Here is a 15,577-nt window from a genome sequence, read left to right as displayed (position 1 = left end):
GCACCCGATGGCACGCCCGCCCCGCAATCAAGCGCTCGACCTCTCCGAACCCATCGACCTCACGACCGGTGCCATCGAACGCCTGGCCTGCCCACCAGGGAAGGAACAGGCCTTTCTGAGGGACAGCAAGGCCCCAGGTCTGCGCGTGCGCGTCACGGCCAACGGTGCAAAGTCTTTCGTCTTCGAGGCGAAGCTTGATCGAAAGACCATCCGCCGCACTATCGGAGACGTTCGCGCATGGCGCATCGATGCAGCTCGGGCCGAAGCCTTTCGCCTGCGTGTTGCGATGGACAGCGGGACCGACCCCCGCGAGGTTGCGCGCCAACAGGAAAAAGCGCGAGTTGCAGCAGCAGTGCAGGCCGTGAAAGATGCCGTGACGGTTGGCGATGCTTGGCAGGTCTACCTGAAGGCCCGCAAATCGACGTGGGGTGCACGCCACTACGCTGACCACGAGAAATTAGCTCAGGCGGGCGGAAAGATCGTCAACCGAGGCACCAGAGGCGCAGGCCAGACGAAGCCGGGGCCGCTCTTTCCCCTGCTCTCCATGAAGCTCTCAGACCTCACACCCGACGCGGTAGAAGCGTGGTCTGCCCAGCAAGGGCAGGAGCGCAAGACCTACGGCCGCCTGGCGTGGCGATGCCTGAAAGCCTTCATCACCTGGTGCAGCGAGGAGCCAGATTACAAGCGGATCGTTGATCCCGAAGCCGCGAAGACCCGAAAGACTCGAGAGGCATTCGGCAAGGCCGGGAAGAAGAAGGATGTTCTTCTGAAGGAGCAGCTGCCTGCGTGGTTCGCTGCGGTGCAGGCGCTGCCTAGCCCGACACTCTCGGCCTACCTCCAGACATTGCTACTGATCGGGGCTCGCCGCGGCGAACTGCTTGCTCTGAAATGGGCCGACATAGACGAGCGTTGGAAGAGCATCACCATTCGCGACAAGGTGGAAGGCGACAGGCAAATCCCGCTGACTCCATATGTGTGGCATCTGATATCCGCGCTGCACCGTGTGAACCAGTACGTCTTCGCCAGCCCAGTGAAGGAGAAGACCCACCTCTCTGATCCAAACGGGGGGATGACGGATGCCTGTATCGCAGCAGGACTGGAAGGCCTGACGCTCCATGGCCTGCGCCGCTCATTCAAGAGTCTTACAGAGTGGCTGGAGATTCCTGCCGGCGTCGTTGCGCAGATCATGGGCCACAAGCCCAGCGCGACGGCTGAGAAGCATTACACGGTGCGACCGCTCGACCTGCTGCGCGTCCACCATGAGCGCATCGAAGCTTGGATTCTGGAGCAGGCAGGAATCAGGTTCCCGTCACCAGAAGCAGCGACAGAGGCCGCGTCGCAGACCTCGCAAAACTGAAAAGCGGCCACCCACGGAGCCTACAAAACCTACGAAAGGGGCTTTTGTAGGTTTTGTAGGGTCCCCGGTGGGGGGGTTGAGCTTGAAGGGAAAGAAGGAGAACAGGTCGCAGCGCGGCCTACGGTGATTTCCCACATCAGACGCTGATGCGCTTCTAGTGTCTGAACCGGAAATAGAGCCATGCGGCCTCCATGACCGTGATGACTCCCGCCCCCACAATCAGCGGCAGCCATGTTGCTTCGCGCGTCGAGTAGTAGCCTGCAGCGCATGCGATGCACAGGGCTGCCACATGGGTCAGGAGTGCGACCAGCGGGTTGTCGAAAGGGTTCCTGCGGCGTGGTGTGCTGAACTTCATCTTGATCATTAAGAGCTCGATGCACTCGGTCAGGTCATCTGCCTGTTGGCTCCTCTTTGCCAGTCACATAAACCTCTTGGCCATCGAGTGTGATCGCAGTGATTTTCCAATCGCTCTTTTTTGCCAGGCTCGCATATAGCTCCCCTGTTCCGCGAGAACCTTCTACGGACGCAGAGAACTCTGCGCTTCCACTTGGCCCTGTTACTCGAACTGAATACCCGAAGACATGCAACCTCATCTTCGGGCGATCCCCAACCTTCTCTTTGATGGCAGTTGAGGACTCGACGTAGTCGGCAAGGACTTGGTACGCATCAGTTCGTTGAACAACAAAGTGACCGACTACCTCCGCAAGCGGGAGGACAACTAGCACGATGACAATCGCCCACTTGAAAAATTTCATGCTACCCCGGCTTTGTAAAGCGTTCCATCGACCCAAGCACCGGCTCCGTCACCGCCCCGGCTGTTGCCCGTTCCAAACTTGGGAAGGTCCGATTTAGGGAACCTCTTATATGGGCGCCCCCGGATTACAAGAACTCGCTGTGTGAAGATCCAGGAGGCAGGGCTGCAGTCTTATATCCGGCCTGTTGTGCAGGCGGATATGCCTGCTGGCCCTGATGGTTTTCGCTGACGGGATTCCCATCTGAACATCGAGCTTGGCGCTCTTGTTCCCTATCGGAGTGTCCCCGTCCCGGTCCGACCCGTCTGTCCCATCACACGCGTGGTCGCTTGCTCTCCTTCAAACTGGTTGCTTCGTTCTCTTCGTCGTCAGTGCGCGGTCTGCCACGCCTCGGCGCGCCAGGCTTGACCGCGTGCCAGCACCGCCCAGATCGTTCGTGCCAGCTTGTTCGCCACCGCGGCGACAGCCACGCTGTAAGGTCGGCGCTGCAACAGGGCGGTCAACCATGGCCATGTCGGGCCATCCTTGGATCTGATCACGACGGCTCGAGCACCGTGCATCAACAACGTTCTGAGGTAAGCATCGCCTCGCTTGCTGATGCCGAGCTGCCGTACCCGTCCACCGGTACCGGTCTGGCGCGGAATCAAGCCGATCCATGCAGCAAACTCCCGGGAGTCTTTGAACGCTGTCGGCGTGCCCATGCTGGCGACGACGGCCGTGGCCGTGAGAAGACCAATGCCGGGGATCTCGGCGACAGCTTTGCAGGCCGGTAATTCCCGCATCTGCTGCGAGAGCCGTCGCTCGATCAGGCCGATGTCGGCCTGCAGTCGCTGCACTCGCCTGAGCTGTTCGTCCAGACTGTCCATGAGCATCGCTGGCAGCCGGGTCTTCGCGTCGCACATGGCGTCGGGCAATGCCTTGAGCAGTGCCGCGTGGCCTTCCGGCAGCACAATGCCGAACTCGTAGAGCAGCCCCCGGAGCTCGTTGGTTTGCATGATGCGGGTCTTCATGAGCTGCGCGCGCAGCCGGTGCAGCGACAGCACGATCTGCTGGGCCTCGGTCTTGACGGGAACGAAGCGCATGCCGGGCTGCTGGCATGCCGTCCAGATCGCTTGAGCGTCCGCAGCATCGGTCTTGTTGCGCTGCACGAACGGACGCACTTTCCTGGGTGAGATGAGTCGTACGTCATGGCCCAATCCAATCAGAGCCCGGCCCCAGTCGTGTGCGCCGCCGCAAGCTTCCATGACGACCAGTGCAGCCGTTCGATTGGCAAACCACTCCAGCATCCTTGCCCGCTTCAACTGCAGGCGCTCGATGCAACCAGTGTCCATCTCGACCCAGTGCAGCTGAAACACCTTCTTGGCAATGTCGACGGCAATGACGGTACGTTCCATGATGGTCTCCGTTTCGATGATGACGGTGGAATCGTCAATCTGGCACTACCCGCAGTGCGGTGCAAGCAGCAGCGGGAGGGGCGCCCATACCATCTGAAGAACTACGTTGCTGAGTTCACGAACAGGGCGCGCACCCAGCCCCCGATAGCTATAAAAGCAAGGCCGGGAGCAATCATGAGCGCTATGCCCGCGTCGAAAAATCCAGATAGGCCAGGCTCGTGTACTCCGAATGCGAGACGAGATGCGAGTCTTGCAAATCCAAACCACAAGGCAGCGCCAGCGATCGATCCTGCCGCCATCAAAAGCCACCGTCTTGGTTGATCGGGTGCAAGCTTGTGATGCCAGACAAAGAGGGCACAGACCCCCCACACGGCAAATATGAAGAGCCAAAGAGGTCTCGCGATCTCAGAGCTCGGGACCAAGAGTGAAGCAACTGCCACCAGCACCCCCAGCATCACCAAGCCAACAAGATCGGCCTTCATCTTTTGCATGAACACGCCTCGCGCGCTTGAATCATCGCAACAGATCCGAAAGGCATCAGAAATGCGCCCCCAACTTCGGCGACACCTGACACGACACTCGAGAATCCTGCCAATTTTGACCCGAGTGAATATCCCAGTGAAAGGTTTCCAGGGTTGGCCTTCATGAGCGCATTGCCCGCAATTCCTGGACCTTTCGCAACCAGCGTTTTCTCAGCTCCAATCTTCATCCCCTCTTTCAGGGCTCGATATGCATCCGGGTTGGCAACGGGAAGATACTGTTGAAGGTTGCCGAAGTTGATGGCTTTGGTCAGTGCGTCGCCGTAGGTATCCAGAAGGAATTTCTGCACGCATGGATCATTGACTGGTGGGAGTGGCTCAGGCACCAGAATGGGAACCTGTTCCATCGGTATCCCGTGGAGCAGTCCCAATGGATCCGTGAAGATCAAAGGATTCGCATCGACATACCCGAACCTGTTCCAACCGCCTTGGAGGCCGATCGGATCGGGCTGGCTGTACCGCCCGGTCCTTGCGTCGTAGCTGCGGAAGTAGTTGTAGCTGAGGCCCGACTCCTCATCCGCATACTGCCCCGGATAACGCAGGTTGAACTTCACCTCGGCGATGTTCGTGGTGCCCGGATTCGGTGTTGTCTCCGTGTTGGCGAACCTGTTCCTGGCGTTGGTGGGTTTGTCCTCGCCAAAGGCGCTGTAGCCCCACTGCCAGACGGCCTGGCCGCCGGCGTTGCTGAGCTTGCGCGGGGTGTTCAGGTGATCGCTGTGGATGGCATACGTGGCTCCATCGATGACCGCCGCAATCGGCATCGGCCCATTGCCCGTGGGCAGGTAGATGTACTGCGCTTGGCCTGTACTGGCCGTGCCGCCACTGCCCACCTCCGCGATCAGCGTGCCCTGCTCGTCGTAGGTGTAGGCGTAGCCCAGCTGCTCCGCCTGCGTCGTGCTCGGGCTCCACAGCTTCGTGAAGAACGCGATGAGGCTGGCCATGAACCCCGGGTCGGCCTCATCGCCCTGGCTCGGCGGGTACAGAGGCTCGGTCTTGAACACCCGCTGTCCGAGCGCGTTGTGGGCATAGCGCGTGGTGGGGCTGACATCGGTCGCGCCAGTCGTTGCCGCGGCCAGGCGCCCCTCGGCGTCGTAGGTGTAGCTGCGCAGGCCATCGGAGAGCAGGTCGCCGTTGGCGTTGTAGCCGTAGGTGACGCTGGTGTTGCTTGATCCGTTGATGGTCTGGGTGAAGCCCGAGAGCTGGTTGCTGGAGGAGCCGACCGTGTAGGTGCGGGTGGTGGTCTGGCCGTTCAGGAGCCGGGTGCTGCTGGAGCGGTTGCCGTTGGCGTCGTAGCCGAAGCCTGCGGTGTTGCCGGTGGCGTTGAAGCTGGTGAGGCGACCCACGCTGTTGTACCCGGCGCTCCAGGTGACATTCGCATTGGCGATGGTGCTGTGGGTGGGGTCGGTGTCGCCGGGCTGCCAGAGGTTCTGCGTGAGGCTGGTGATCCGGCCTGCAGCGTCATAGCCGTAGCTGCTGAACTCGGTGGTGGTCAGTCGGCCGGCGGTGTCGTAGCTGCGGCTGGCTGTGAGCTGAGGGCTGCTGGTGGTGAAGGTCCAGGTCCATGCCGTGGGCTGGCCCAGTGGGTTCCAGGCGATGCCGCTGACCAGCGGGTTGCCGTTCCAGTTCAGGCCGGTGAGACGGCCTGTGGCGTCGTAGGTGTGGCTGAGGGTGCCGCCGTTGGGATAGCCGATGCTCGCCAAGGTGCCGTTGGGGTTGTAGGCGTAGCTGACCTGCTGGACGCTTCCGTTGGCCAAGGTCTGCTTCTTGAGCGTCACTCGCCCGAAGGCATCTCGGGTGTACTCGGTGGTGCCGCTGCGGTCGATGATCTCCGACAGATACCCCTTGCTGTTGGCCGTGAGGTCGTAGCGCAGGGTGGTGGTCTTGCCGTCGGCGAAGACCAGCCCGGTGGGGCGGCCCAGGGCGTCCCGGGTGATGGTCGCGGCCTGGCCCAGGGCATCGGTGACCTGGCTGGGCAGGCCGAGGTTGTCGTACTGGGTGCTGGAGCCGCCGGTGTCTGCGCTGCTCTCGGTGGTGGCGTTGCCCTGGGCATCGCGGCCATAGGCAGTGACCACGCCCTTGAAGTCCTTGGCCTCGGTGACGGCGTCCAAGGCGTTGTACTTCAGGGTGGCGCTGGCGTTGGCTGCATCGGTGACGCTCTTGACGCGGCGCAGGCTATCAAAGTCAACGACGGTGCTCTGGCTCAAAGCATTCGTGGATCGGATCAGCTTGCCGTTGGCGTCGTAGCCGAAGGTGCTGCTCTGGTTTGCGCCTTCGGTCCTGCCCGAGAGGCGGTTGATGTTGTTGATGGTGCGCGCCACGCTCCAGGCGACGTTGCCTGCGGAGTCCTTGATCTGCTCGGCGGTGCGGTTGCCCATGCCGTCCAGGGTGTAGGTGCCGCTCTCGCCTCGGTTGTTGCTCCAACCGATCAGGCGGTGGGCAGCGTCGTAGGCGTAGGTCAGGACGAGGCCGCTGGGCAAGGAGACAGTCTCTACGGTGCCGTAGGGCTTGTAGGTGAGAACGGTGGTCCGGCCGCCGACGGTCTGAGTCAACAAGCGGTCACGTTGGTCGTAAGTGTGGGTGGTGACTAGGCCATTGGGCGCGGTCGAGCTGACGACGCGGTTGGCGAGGTCGTAGGCGTAGCTGGTGACGTGGCCCAGCGCATTCGTGGACGTGAGGACGTTGCCTCGGGGGTCGTAGGTGTAGCTGGTGACTGCGCCGTTGGGTTCGGTGGCTACATCGACCAGCTGCTGAGCGTTGTACGTCCACTGCCAGAGCTGGGCCTTGTTGGTCGCGGTATCGGTGACCGTCTTCGACAAAGGATTGCCGACGGCATCGTAGGTATAGGCGGTGGTGCGGCCGGGCTCGGTGATCAGTACGGGCAGGCTGAAGGTCGAATGCCATTGGGTCGTCACCGTCTTCGGATCGGGCGTGCCGGAGGCTGACACCACGGTGGTCGGCAGGCGGCGGGTCACGTCCCAGGTCGTGGTGGTCACCACACCATTGAAGTCGGTCTCTGAGGTGATCAGGCCATTGCTGTCTTGAACCCGGGATGCCGCATCACTCTTGCCTTCGCCCGAGGGCAGCGAGCCTCCGGTGACGGCAAGCTTGCCCAGCGTGGTGCCATAGCTGTAGTTACGGCTCGTGCCCAACGGGTCGATCACCGTAGCCGAGCCAGCCGAGGGATAGCTGACTTGGTAGCTGTCAGCGGAGCCCGCGAGCTGGGTGCTGATCGCACGGCCCGTGCTGTCGTAGGCGAACGTGCCCCAACGAACACCGGCCTCATCGAAGATGCCGGTCAGGGCCTGAGGGAACGATGCGTTCTCGTAGACGAAATTGCGGCCTTTGCCATCGGGGTACAGGACGGAGGCCAAACGACCAGCGCTGTCATATGCATAGGCGATGACGCGTGTGTCTGGCGTCGTGACAGTGGTCAACTGACCCGCGCTGCTGTATCCAAACGCCAGGGTGCGGCCGAAGCTATTCGTGACGGAGGCCAATTGACCAGCGCCGTTGTAGGTGTAGGTGGTGGTCCAACCGTTACGGTCCGTCTCGGCCTGCAGCTTGCCGGAGCCGTCGAAGCTCAGCGTGGTGTTGTCGTCCGCCCGGGAATAGGTCCAGGCTCCGGAGGAGAGTTGGGCCAGCGAGTCCGCGCTATTGCCTGCGCTCCAAGTCGTGGCGCCGGCAGCCTTGCCGAAGGTGCGCACGTAGCCTTCGCCAGTGGTGATGGTCACGCTCGTGGGTGAAGAACTGGGCGTTGCAACCAGCTTGGTGCTGAAGTTGTGTGACCAGACCTGGCCGAGCGGCCCACCGACGCGTGCCGAATCACTGGCCCAGTTGCTGCGGTAGGTGCGTATGAAGGACAAGGCGCCGGGGCCAGAGTCGGACCAATCAGGCTCGGAGCGGAATTTTTCAGCTGTGGCCGGAAGAATCGGGTTCGGAGTGCCAGCGCCATCGACCGGGCGTTGACACATGTTGGGCGCTGGCTCGGGAGTAATGGGTCTCCAGCATCCCGCGTCGTCTGGCGTCCAGCCAGAAGGACATTGAAGAACGCGAAATAGCTGGAAGCGGGAGGACTGGCTCGGCACCGCACTGCATTGACCGTCAGAGCGAGCGAACCCCGTCACGGTGGTCTCGACGCAAAGGGTGCTGCCCTCACCCGCAAAGTTACCGACAGTTCCGCCATAGCAAAGATCGGGGGAACCGACCGTCAGAGTACCGACAGGCACTGTAGAGACAGCAATCGAACACAACGAGGCTCCCCACAAGTCGATTTTTTCCTGACGAATGCGGGCAGAGACGGCATCGGTGGCGGCGCTCAAGCTGGGGTAGTCGAATCGCACACCGTTAGGTAACCAGTACCAGCCCAACTCCTGCGGTGGCATACAAGTTTGCTTGTCCCTAGAAACATCACATGCTGCGGCGTGAGCCGACGCTGATGCGACAAGGAACAACAGCGTGGCAACTATCTTGAGTTGTATCCTCTTCAAACTTCGGCGCAAAGGCCACTTCGTTCTGTTCCCAGTCAGCCCTGCAAGACGAGCAGTGAAATACGGAACCACCTTGCCCATCAGCGTCCTAGAAATCTCCATCACCCTCTCCCCGTGCTTTCCCATTTGCGAACCTGAACATCTGGTGGCACCTTCGTGAGCCACTACGGTCAGTTTTTTGAACGGTCAATCCCCCCTCAGGTGATGCGCACTGCCACGCAGCGCATTCCGTACAAGTTGTTTCAGGTTAGCCGAAGGGCCATCGGCAACCAACGTCATATTGGCAAAGCTAGGAGAAATGCGGCCACTCTGAATGGGAAAGTACACAGGGGGTTCGCCTTGCGTTGTTGCTCGACGACAGCCAGCGCGAGCGAATGACCGCGGTAAGTGCCTGCTGCCATTGGTCAACCGAGCCGTATCACCACATCCCAACCGGGCTCAATACATCAAGGAGCGCCGAGCCATGATGCAAGCCTGGGCAGACTGGCTAGACAAGCCCGATACCAGCAGCTTGCAAGGTTGAAAGTCGCCAGCCCACTGTGCGGCGGGTGATGGCTATATCCGGAGGTGGAAACTTCTTATCGCGTATCCAGCGACGAAGGCACTCACTTCCGATACCCAGCATCGCACACAGATCACGACGATAGATCACTCGATCCGCTAGCACGGTCGGGCAACGCGTCTCCGAGATAGGTTCTACAGACATCCCACATCTTCCTTGAAAAAGTACACTAAACCCAAACTATAGGTGTACCATTTCAACATGAACGCAGAAAACAAACATGGCGGAGTACGTCCAGGCAGCGGCAGAAAGCCGCGCGTGGCTGGCGCTCCAGCAACCTCTCCTGTGACGATCAAGCTATCGACAGCTCAGAAGGAAAAGCTGGAGATCCTTGGCGGCGCGCCTTGGATACGCGAAAAGATTGACAAGGCGAAATTACGGAAGGAATGACGCCGAGCCTCAGGGCGTCGCTGGTCGCATCCTGCGACCCTCTAACTGAGGCGCAAAAAGCGACGGCCCAAGGTGCTGGACACACCAAGGACCGTCTGACCAAAACCCTGCTGAACCATGAAAGTGAGCAGAACAATGGCTAAAACGATTATCGCGGAACAAACTCCGCAAACCCATCACCCCGTGCGTATCGACAAATCGCACCAGACCGTAGATGTGTATACAGGCACGATTGAGGCGCTCATCGCTGCCGGTCTGGTGAAAGCAGATCAGATTCCGGGGCAGCCTGGCATGCCGAAATACAGCGTGTCGTTCTACAACGGCGAACAGGCGATCAAGACCCACAAGGTCCCTCGCGGCCCCGGCTATCTCAACATTCATCGTTCAGTTGGATCAAGAACCATCACGGTCCGCATCGGCGTCTGCAAGGCAGAGCAGGAAAAGCGGGCTGCAGAGTGCGTCAAAGCGACGGCACAAGCAAGGGCGACACAAGCAACAAGAATCGACGAAACCGCCTATCGCGCGACTGCCGAACGCCTTGTCATCGATCTGTTGACGCTTGGTAGCGCCGAATACCGCACGAACGCCAATTCATATCCGTTTGAGCTGGATGCCGGCGACGCCGACAAGCTGCTTACTGGCCTGCGCTACGTCCTGACCATCTTCAAAGTCGGGCAACTGCGCACGGTCAGCGGCAATCGGGCGCAGATCGACGCGGCAAGGAACGACAACGCATTTCAATCGTTTCTGCGCCTCCAGTGCATCCCCGCTGATGGAGGCGACCATGCGTAAGGCCGCTCAAACCATCACGGCATCGAACGTCATCATCTTCCCTAGCCGCGCTGCCACAACCTCTCCCAAAGCCGCCAAAGGCCGCGCGCGCAAGCGCAGCAACGTGCTGCAATTCCCCGGCAAGAAGATCAAGAACATAAACGGCGCGGCACGCTCTGAGCTGTGGAAATCGCGGATGCTGGAGAGCTTGACAAAGACGACGCTAGAAATTGTCAATGGCGAGTTAAAGGGGATCGTGCTCATCAAACTGCAGGGCATTCCTGTTGAAAGTGAGGACACCTACCCACCCGGTAGATTGGTGGCCTCTGGCGCCTATAGCGACGACCTCTGGCTACTCGCTAACCATGTGCAATCAGCCGGGGGATTGGCTGAAGAGTTAGCGAAAGACTCGCCCACCCGCTGGGTGTGATATGTTGAGATTGGAAGGCGCTAGTAGTCGCTCCCGAACATCCGTTTCCCTGACGGACCTGCGCCAAATTCCCCGATCCTTGAAGGACCAGCCGTGAGCGATGACCTACAAATTCACGCGGATTTCGAGGCAATGACTATCGCTCTTGCTCGCAACGGGAATGCCGAGGCGGGGATGGAAGCGATAAGGCTTTGCGCTACGGGCTTGTACGCGAACAACCTATCCGAGCCGATGCGCTTCTATTTAGCTCGCTGCCTGCTTGACCTTGCGGACGGGATTCAGGCTGATCGGGCTATGAACGTGGAAGTCGAACGTGGCAAGGGGCGCCCTGCTAACCCATTCCCCGAATGGGAAACTCCACTTGCAGCGTTCGGAGCCATCCTCCATCGGCGCGGGTACATCGCTGCGCGAATCGAGGAAGCGATGAGTGATGCACGCCGAGCGACAGAAGGCAAGGACCTAGACCCAAGGGAGGCGCGCCGAATTCGAAGGAAGTACGCCGCCATGGAACTACTCGACCACGATCTCCTAGTCCACCTGTGCGGCGAACAAAGGATACGGGGAGAAATAGACAAATTCCCCCCGTGCCGTAACCGCGTCACAAAGGAACACTCACTGACATCAATCAACTTGCCGAGAGGCGAAAGGATGGTGTCAGATGGAAACAAGGTCAAATCGACAGTACCCCTCATTAGAGGAAGTCACAAGCGACGTAGTCGGGACGGAACAAGCCGCCTACTACTTGAATCGCAAGCCCCGCACGCTGCATCAGTGGCATTGCAACGATAACGGCCCACTTCGGCCCGTTCGGATCAACGGCCGCCTTGCATGGCACGTCTCGAAGATTCGAGAGCTGGTCGCGGAGGTGTCCGAGTGAAAACTACCAGTCACAGCGGGGCGCACGTGAAAAAGCCCCAGGCACCTGTTACGGCGCAGGGGGCTAATCAGAATCATGCAGGGGTGCACGATTCTAAGCCTTTTGCCGATCGACAGGTAGCTCCGATCAACAAGCCAACTGCTGGTTTCTCGCAGTTGGACCGCATCCTTGCACTGCTGCGAGTTGGGCCCCAGACAACCGACTCGCTGCGCGCTCACGGCATCTACCAGGTAAGCGCTCGAATTTTCAGCCTGCGCGCCCTCGGCTACAGCATCAAGACGCACCTGTTTGATGACTTCAGCACGGACGGCATGTATCACCAGCGCATGGCGCTGTACGTGCTGCACGAGCCTGAGACGACTTGGCGCGACGACCAAGAGCGCGGGGAGGCCTGATGCCATTCGCTTACATCGAGGCCGTGAAAACGGCCAAGGCCGGCGCTCGCCTTCAAGAAGCCACATCTCTGCTTCCAACGATCTGCGACGGCTGCGGAGGGTCACTGCGGCCTTTCGTGAGGCATTGCGACTTCTGCGGAAGTCCCAATCTCGCCAGCCCGCGCAAGAGCGGCACAAGCCACGTCGCCAAGGTGGGCACGCGCGTATTCGAGCGCTCCAAGGGAGGAACGAATGCACGCACCTGAGACCGACGACGAAGACAAGCGCTTTGCCACTCTGGCTGCGCAGTACGCCCTTGCAGGCCATTCACTGGTGCGCGCACAACAGGGAAGCGGACAGGCGCCCTACTACTGCGCCCGCTGGGGCTGGATCCGTCCGGTTCACAGCCTCGACCACGCCGAACAACTCCTAGAACAGATCGCGGGGAAGAAATGAACGATATGGAAGATCGCGCCTATGCGCACCACGTAGACAACGGACTTATTGATCTGCCTCAAGAGGCGATCTGTTTTGATGGACGGTTGCACCGAGGGAAGAAGAAAGCGTCGCCTATCTGGGTTGTTTCCTATGGCGATGGGGTGCCCTGCAGCATTGCCGGCGACTGGCGCACTGGTCTGAAGAGCACTTGGTCTGCAAAAGCCATGTCCGACATGACCGAGGCTGAGAAAACCGCCGTCCGGGCTCGCATTCGGCTGGCCCAGGCAGCGCGCGACAGGGAAACTGAACGGCGCAGGCAACAGGCAGCCGACAGAGCCAATTCCATGTGGGAATCGGCCTCCCCGGCGACGAGTCACGCCTATCTGATGCGCAAACAGGTGAAGTCATGTGGCCTGCGTGCTGGTCCGTGGAAGCGAATCGACGCCGACACAGGCGAGCTGATGACGCTTGAGAACGTGCTCTATGTGCCGATGCGCGATGCAGCAGGCACGCTGCACAGCCTGCAGGGCATCACCGCCGAAGGGGAGAAGCTATTCCTTCCCGGTGGCCGCGTGAAGGGCTGCTATCACTCGATTGGCCGAGTAGGAGGACGCCTTTTCATCGCGGAGGGGTATGCAACTGCAGCAACCGTGCACGAGGCCACAGGAGACGCTGTGGCCGTGGCCTTCAACTCCGGGAACCTTGAGGCGGTGGCAAAAGCATTGCGCGCAAAGTATCCGGAATTGGTGATCGTCATCGCGGCCGATGATGACTGGAAGACCAAGGATCCTCGCACAGGGGAGTTGATGAACCCCGGTGTCACTGCTGCGCGAGCCGCAGCATCTGCTGCCCGCGCGCTGGTGGCCATTCCCGATTTCTCCTGCATCGCTGATCGACCAGACAACGCTACAGACTTCAACGACCTTGCACGCCTGGCCGGCGCCGTACAGATTGGCGGTGCAGCATGAATGCCGTTGCTTCTCATGATCTCGCATTCATTCGCGAAGTCCTTGATAAGGCTCAGCCTTCGCTAGAGGGTTGGCCGATTCCTGCGGCACTCCCTGACGCGTTGCCGCCTGTGGCCAAGTTCGACCCAGAGCTATTGCCGGAGGAAATTCGCGGCTGGGTGATGGACATTGCACACCGCATGCAATGCCCTCCCGACTTCCCGGCAGTCGGAGTCATCACCGCGCTTTCCAGCCTGATAGGTGCGCGCGCTTTGGTACAGCCGAAGGAAAAGGACGATTGGCAGGTAGTGCCCAACCTCTGGGGGCTAATCATCGGCAGTCCTGGCGTGATGAAGTCGCCGGCACTGGGCGAATCGCTGCGCCCATTGAACAAGCTCGAAGCCAAGGCCCGCGAAGCCTGGGAAGAAGAGCGCGAGACTTGGCAGCTCGATGTGAAGGTGGCAGAAATGCAGACCGAGGCGAACGCCAAGGAGGCACGGGCTATTGCGGTCAAAGACCCGGCCAAGGCCCGCGACCTCCTGCGCCCGGTAGAGCTTCCGCCGTCACCCTTGGAGCGCCGGTTCATCGTCAACGATGCCACGGTAGAGAAGCTGGGGGAACTGATGGGCTCCAACCCGTGGGGCTTCATGGCCTATCGGGATGAAATCTATGGGTTGCTCAGGAGCATGGATAAAGATGGTCAAGAGGGCTCTAGGGCTTTCTACCTCCAAAGCTATGACGGCAACCAGTCGTATACCTTTGACCGGATTGGACGCGGGACGGTGCGCATCGAGCGCGTTTGCCTGGCGATGCTGGGAAGTATCCAGCCCGGCCGGATTCAGAGCTATGTGAGAGAGGCCGTGAATGGTGGCGCTGGCGATGACGGGCTACTGCAGCGATTCGCCTTGACGGTGTGGCCTGACATTGGAGGCGCGTTCAAGAACGTAGACCAATGGCCTGACCGGAACGCGAAACAGCGCGCCTACGATGTGTTCGAACGCCTTGCTGCCATCGAGGTGAACGATGCGCAACAGGTTTGGCGTTTCGATGCTTCTGCTCAGTCGATCTTCAACGAATGGCGCGAGCGATTCGAGCCAGAGATTCGAGGCGGCGATCTGCATCCGGCCTTGGTGGCGCACCTGTCGAAATATCGCAAGCTGATTCCGGCGCTGGCGCTGGTGTTCGCCATGATCGACGCGCCCGAAGCCGGTGTGATCGAACAGCACCACCTACTACGCGCCCTCGCCTGGTCCGACTACCTGCGCACGCATGCAGAGCGCCTGTACAGCGCTGCAGTGATGCCAGAAACAGGCGCAGCGAAGACGCTGCTAACCAAGATCCGGGCCGGCCTACTTGGCGACTCGTTTACGGCCCGCATGGTGGCGCAGAAGTCCTGGGCGGGGCTCGATTCCACCGAGGCTGTACGCAAGGCAGCAGAGCTGCTGACCGACTACGACTATCTCCATCGGGAGATTGTTCAAACAGGCGGCCGTCCAAGCGAACAGTACACCGTCAATCCTCGTGTCTTGGGGGCGTCATGAACTGGCTCGCACGGCTCAAGAAAACCGAAAACACCCCGGGCCCGGAGCCTACAAAACCTACGAAAGCCCCTTTTGTAGGTTTTGTAGCCCCGGTAGACGCACCATTTGCCGAAAACGACCCACTGCAGGACGACGCAACCAGCAGGGATGAAGAAGCCGCAAAGGCACTGATTGACCTGCTTGTGAAGCGCGGCCTGCGGGTCAAGGACGCGAAGCAGCTTGCGCAAGACATTCGGCGGCGCGCGGCCGACCTCGACGACCGGCGCCTATGCCTGGAGTGCCGCCACCTGAGCGGCAAGGTGTGCACGCGGTCCGTTCTCGCTGGTGCTGGGCGCGTTGTGGAGGCAATCGTGAGGATGCCGCAGCGGTGCCGAGCATTCGAGGGGGTGCTATGAGCCTTGATGAAGACCATGTAGCGCCGGAAACGCGCGCCATGCGGGACAACATTGCGTTAACTGCCGCTGCCTTCAAAGAGGCTGCATTACGCGCAGGAATGGCCGTATCGGGTGACGGAAGAGTAAGCGAGAAAGATGCCGCAACGCTGCTTTGCTACTCGCGCGGCTACCTTAAGGCACTCCGCTTAGCCGGAAATGGCCCGGTGCACTTCTCCTGTGGTGCGCAGAGCAAAGTTACCTACCGCGTTGAACACCTGGCGGCGTGGATAGAGATGAGCAGAAATGTCTGAAAGCGACTTAATCGGTAATTTTCTGGCATAGCT

At 60.3% G+C, this 15,577-nt stretch carries 15 protein-coding genes; 10 read left to right on the top strand and 5 right to left on the bottom strand.

Features of this window, described 5'->3' with window-relative positions; genetic code table 11:
* Positions 1-7: 7 nt before the first annotated feature.
* The gene (locus AC1VNX_RS07475; RefSeq protein ID WP_483156137.1) at positions 8-1,357 is read left to right on the top strand and encodes a tyrosine-type recombinase/integrase; all 1,350 of its coding nucleotides are present in this window, start codon (positions 8-10) and stop codon (positions 1,355-1,357) included.
* A gap of 154 nt (positions 1,358-1,511) precedes the next feature.
* Here the strand turns inward: AC1VNX_RS07475 and AC1VNX_RS07470 are convergent, their stop codons facing one another.
* The 5 genes from AC1VNX_RS07470 to AC1VNX_RS07450 all read right to left on the bottom strand — a co-directional run bounded on the left by AC1VNX_RS07470 (position 1,512) and on the right by AC1VNX_RS07450 (position 8,013).
* Positions 1,512-1,721 carry a hypothetical protein gene (locus AC1VNX_RS07470; protein WP_483156136.1) on the bottom strand — a complete coding sequence of 70 codons (210 nt, stop codon included), beginning with the start codon at positions 1,719-1,721 and terminating at the stop codon, positions 1,512-1,514.
* Between the two features lie 25 nt (positions 1,722-1,746).
* Complete coding sequence (locus AC1VNX_RS07465; RefSeq protein ID WP_483156135.1) at positions 1,747-2,112, bottom strand: cytochrome c oxidase assembly factor Coa1 family protein; 366 nt, start codon at positions 2,110-2,112, stop codon at positions 1,747-1,749.
* Between the two features lie 365 nt (positions 2,113-2,477).
* A complete protein-coding gene (locus tag AC1VNX_RS07460; RefSeq protein WP_483156134.1) occupies positions 2,478-3,503 on the bottom strand; it encodes an IS110 family RNA-guided transposase in 1,026 nt (341 codons plus the stop codon).
* A 101-nt stretch (positions 3,504-3,604) separates the two neighbouring features.
* The gene (locus AC1VNX_RS07455) at positions 3,605-3,994 is read right to left on the bottom strand and encodes a hypothetical protein (protein WP_483156133.1); all 390 of its coding nucleotides are present in this window, start codon (positions 3,992-3,994) and stop codon (positions 3,605-3,607) included.
* Positions 3,982-8,013: an RHS repeat-associated core domain-containing protein gene (locus tag AC1VNX_RS07450; protein ID WP_483161897.1), complete on the bottom strand. Its 4,032-nt coding sequence runs from the start codon at positions 8,011-8,013 to the stop codon at positions 3,982-3,984. Before AC1VNX_RS07450 ends, AC1VNX_RS07455 begins: the two co-directional genes overlap by 13 nt.
* Before the next feature lie 1,279 nt (positions 8,014-9,292).
* On the opposite strand from AC1VNX_RS07450, the gene AC1VNX_RS07445 reads away from it, so the two are divergent.
* From AC1VNX_RS07445 to AC1VNX_RS07405, 9 genes are all read left to right on the top strand, one after another.
* Positions 9,293-9,481 (top strand): hypothetical protein, encoded by a 189-nt coding sequence (locus AC1VNX_RS07445; protein WP_483156132.1) that lies wholly within the window; start codon positions 9,293-9,295, stop codon positions 9,479-9,481.
* Between the two features lie 117 nt (positions 9,482-9,598).
* A complete protein-coding gene (locus AC1VNX_RS07440; RefSeq protein ID WP_483156131.1) occupies positions 9,599-10,273 on the top strand; it encodes a hypothetical protein in 675 nt (224 codons plus the stop codon).
* Positions 10,266-10,682, top strand: coding sequence for a hypothetical protein (locus AC1VNX_RS07435; protein WP_483156130.1), 417 nt, complete (start codon positions 10,266-10,268; stop codon positions 10,680-10,682). Before AC1VNX_RS07440 ends, AC1VNX_RS07435 begins: the two co-directional genes overlap by 8 nt.
* Positions 10,683-11,555: 873 nt before the next feature.
* Positions 11,556-11,954, top strand: a complete 399-nt coding sequence (locus AC1VNX_RS07430; RefSeq protein ID WP_483156129.1) for a helix-turn-helix domain-containing protein — start codon at positions 11,556-11,558, stop codon at positions 11,952-11,954.
* Positions 11,955-12,185: 231 nt separating this feature from the next.
* On the top strand, positions 12,186-12,389 hold the full coding sequence (locus AC1VNX_RS07425) for a hypothetical protein (RefSeq protein ID WP_483156128.1): 204 nt from the start codon (positions 12,186-12,188) through the stop codon (positions 12,387-12,389).
* Positions 12,386-13,339, top strand: coding sequence for a toprim domain-containing protein (locus AC1VNX_RS07420; RefSeq protein WP_483156127.1), 954 nt, complete (start codon positions 12,386-12,388; stop codon positions 13,337-13,339). The genes AC1VNX_RS07425 and AC1VNX_RS07420 overlap by 4 nt, the downstream gene beginning before the upstream one ends.
* The gene (locus AC1VNX_RS07415; RefSeq protein WP_483156126.1) at positions 13,336-14,859 is read left to right on the top strand and encodes a YfjI family protein; all 1,524 of its coding nucleotides are present in this window, start codon (positions 13,336-13,338) and stop codon (positions 14,857-14,859) included. Before AC1VNX_RS07420 ends, AC1VNX_RS07415 begins: the two co-directional genes overlap by 4 nt.
* Complete coding sequence (locus AC1VNX_RS07410) at positions 14,856-15,254, top strand: hypothetical protein (protein WP_483156125.1); 399 nt, start codon at positions 14,856-14,858, stop codon at positions 15,252-15,254. Before AC1VNX_RS07415 ends, AC1VNX_RS07410 begins: the two co-directional genes overlap by 4 nt.
* A complete protein-coding gene (locus AC1VNX_RS07405) occupies positions 15,251-15,544 on the top strand; it encodes a hypothetical protein (RefSeq protein WP_483156124.1) in 294 nt (97 codons plus the stop codon). The genes AC1VNX_RS07410 and AC1VNX_RS07405 overlap by 4 nt, the downstream gene beginning before the upstream one ends.
* Positions 15,545-15,577 lie beyond the last annotated feature (33 nt).

The sequence above is a fragment of the Variovorax sp. TLI9-5A genome (genome assembly GCF_056867935.1).
The sequence above is the reverse complement of the archived record's forward strand: the minus strand, read 5'-3'. Positions and strand labels throughout refer to the sequence as shown.

Bases quoted from the DNA above. Each gene is read 5' to 3' on its own strand.
- AC1VNX_RS07435 (WP_483156130.1), top strand. From the start codon at position 10,266: ATGCGTAAGGCCGCTCAAACCATCACGGCATCGAACGTCATCATCTTC.
- AC1VNX_RS07405 (WP_483156124.1), top strand. From the start codon at position 15,251: ATGAGCCTTGATGAAGACCATGTAGCGCCGGAAACGCGCGCCATGCGG.
- AC1VNX_RS07420 (WP_483156127.1), top strand. From the start codon at position 12,386: ATGAACGATATGGAAGATCGCGCCTATGCGCACCACGTAGACAACGGA.
- AC1VNX_RS07460 (WP_483156134.1), bottom strand. From the start codon at position 3,503: ATGGAACGTACCGTCATTGCCGTCGACATTGCCAAGAAGGTGTTTCAG.
- AC1VNX_RS07440 (WP_483156131.1), top strand. From the start codon at position 9,599: ATGAAAGTGAGCAGAACAATGGCTAAAACGATTATCGCGGAACAAACT.
- AC1VNX_RS07470 (WP_483156136.1), bottom strand. From the start codon at position 1,721: ATGATCAAGATGAAGTTCAGCACACCACGCCGCAGGAACCCTTTCGAC.
- AC1VNX_RS07475 (WP_483156137.1), top strand. From the start codon at position 8: ATGGCACGCCCGCCCCGCAATCAAGCGCTCGACCTCTCCGAACCCATC.
- AC1VNX_RS07425 (WP_483156128.1), top strand. From the start codon at position 12,186: ATGCACGCACCTGAGACCGACGACGAAGACAAGCGCTTTGCCACTCTG.
- AC1VNX_RS07445 (WP_483156132.1), top strand. From the start codon at position 9,293: ATGAACGCAGAAAACAAACATGGCGGAGTACGTCCAGGCAGCGGCAGA.
- AC1VNX_RS07415 (WP_483156126.1), top strand. From the start codon at position 13,336: ATGAATGCCGTTGCTTCTCATGATCTCGCATTCATTCGCGAAGTCCTT.
- AC1VNX_RS07410 (WP_483156125.1), top strand. From the start codon at position 14,856: ATGAACTGGCTCGCACGGCTCAAGAAAACCGAAAACACCCCGGGCCCG.
- AC1VNX_RS07455 (WP_483156133.1), bottom strand. From the start codon at position 3,994: ATGCAAAAGATGAAGGCCGATCTTGTTGGCTTGGTGATGCTGGGGGTG.
- AC1VNX_RS07465 (WP_483156135.1), bottom strand. From the start codon at position 2,112: ATGAAATTTTTCAAGTGGGCGATTGTCATCGTGCTAGTTGTCCTCCCG.
- AC1VNX_RS07450 (WP_483161897.1), bottom strand. From the start codon at position 8,013: ATGTGTCAACGCCCGGTCGATGGCGCTGGCACTCCGAACCCGATTCTT.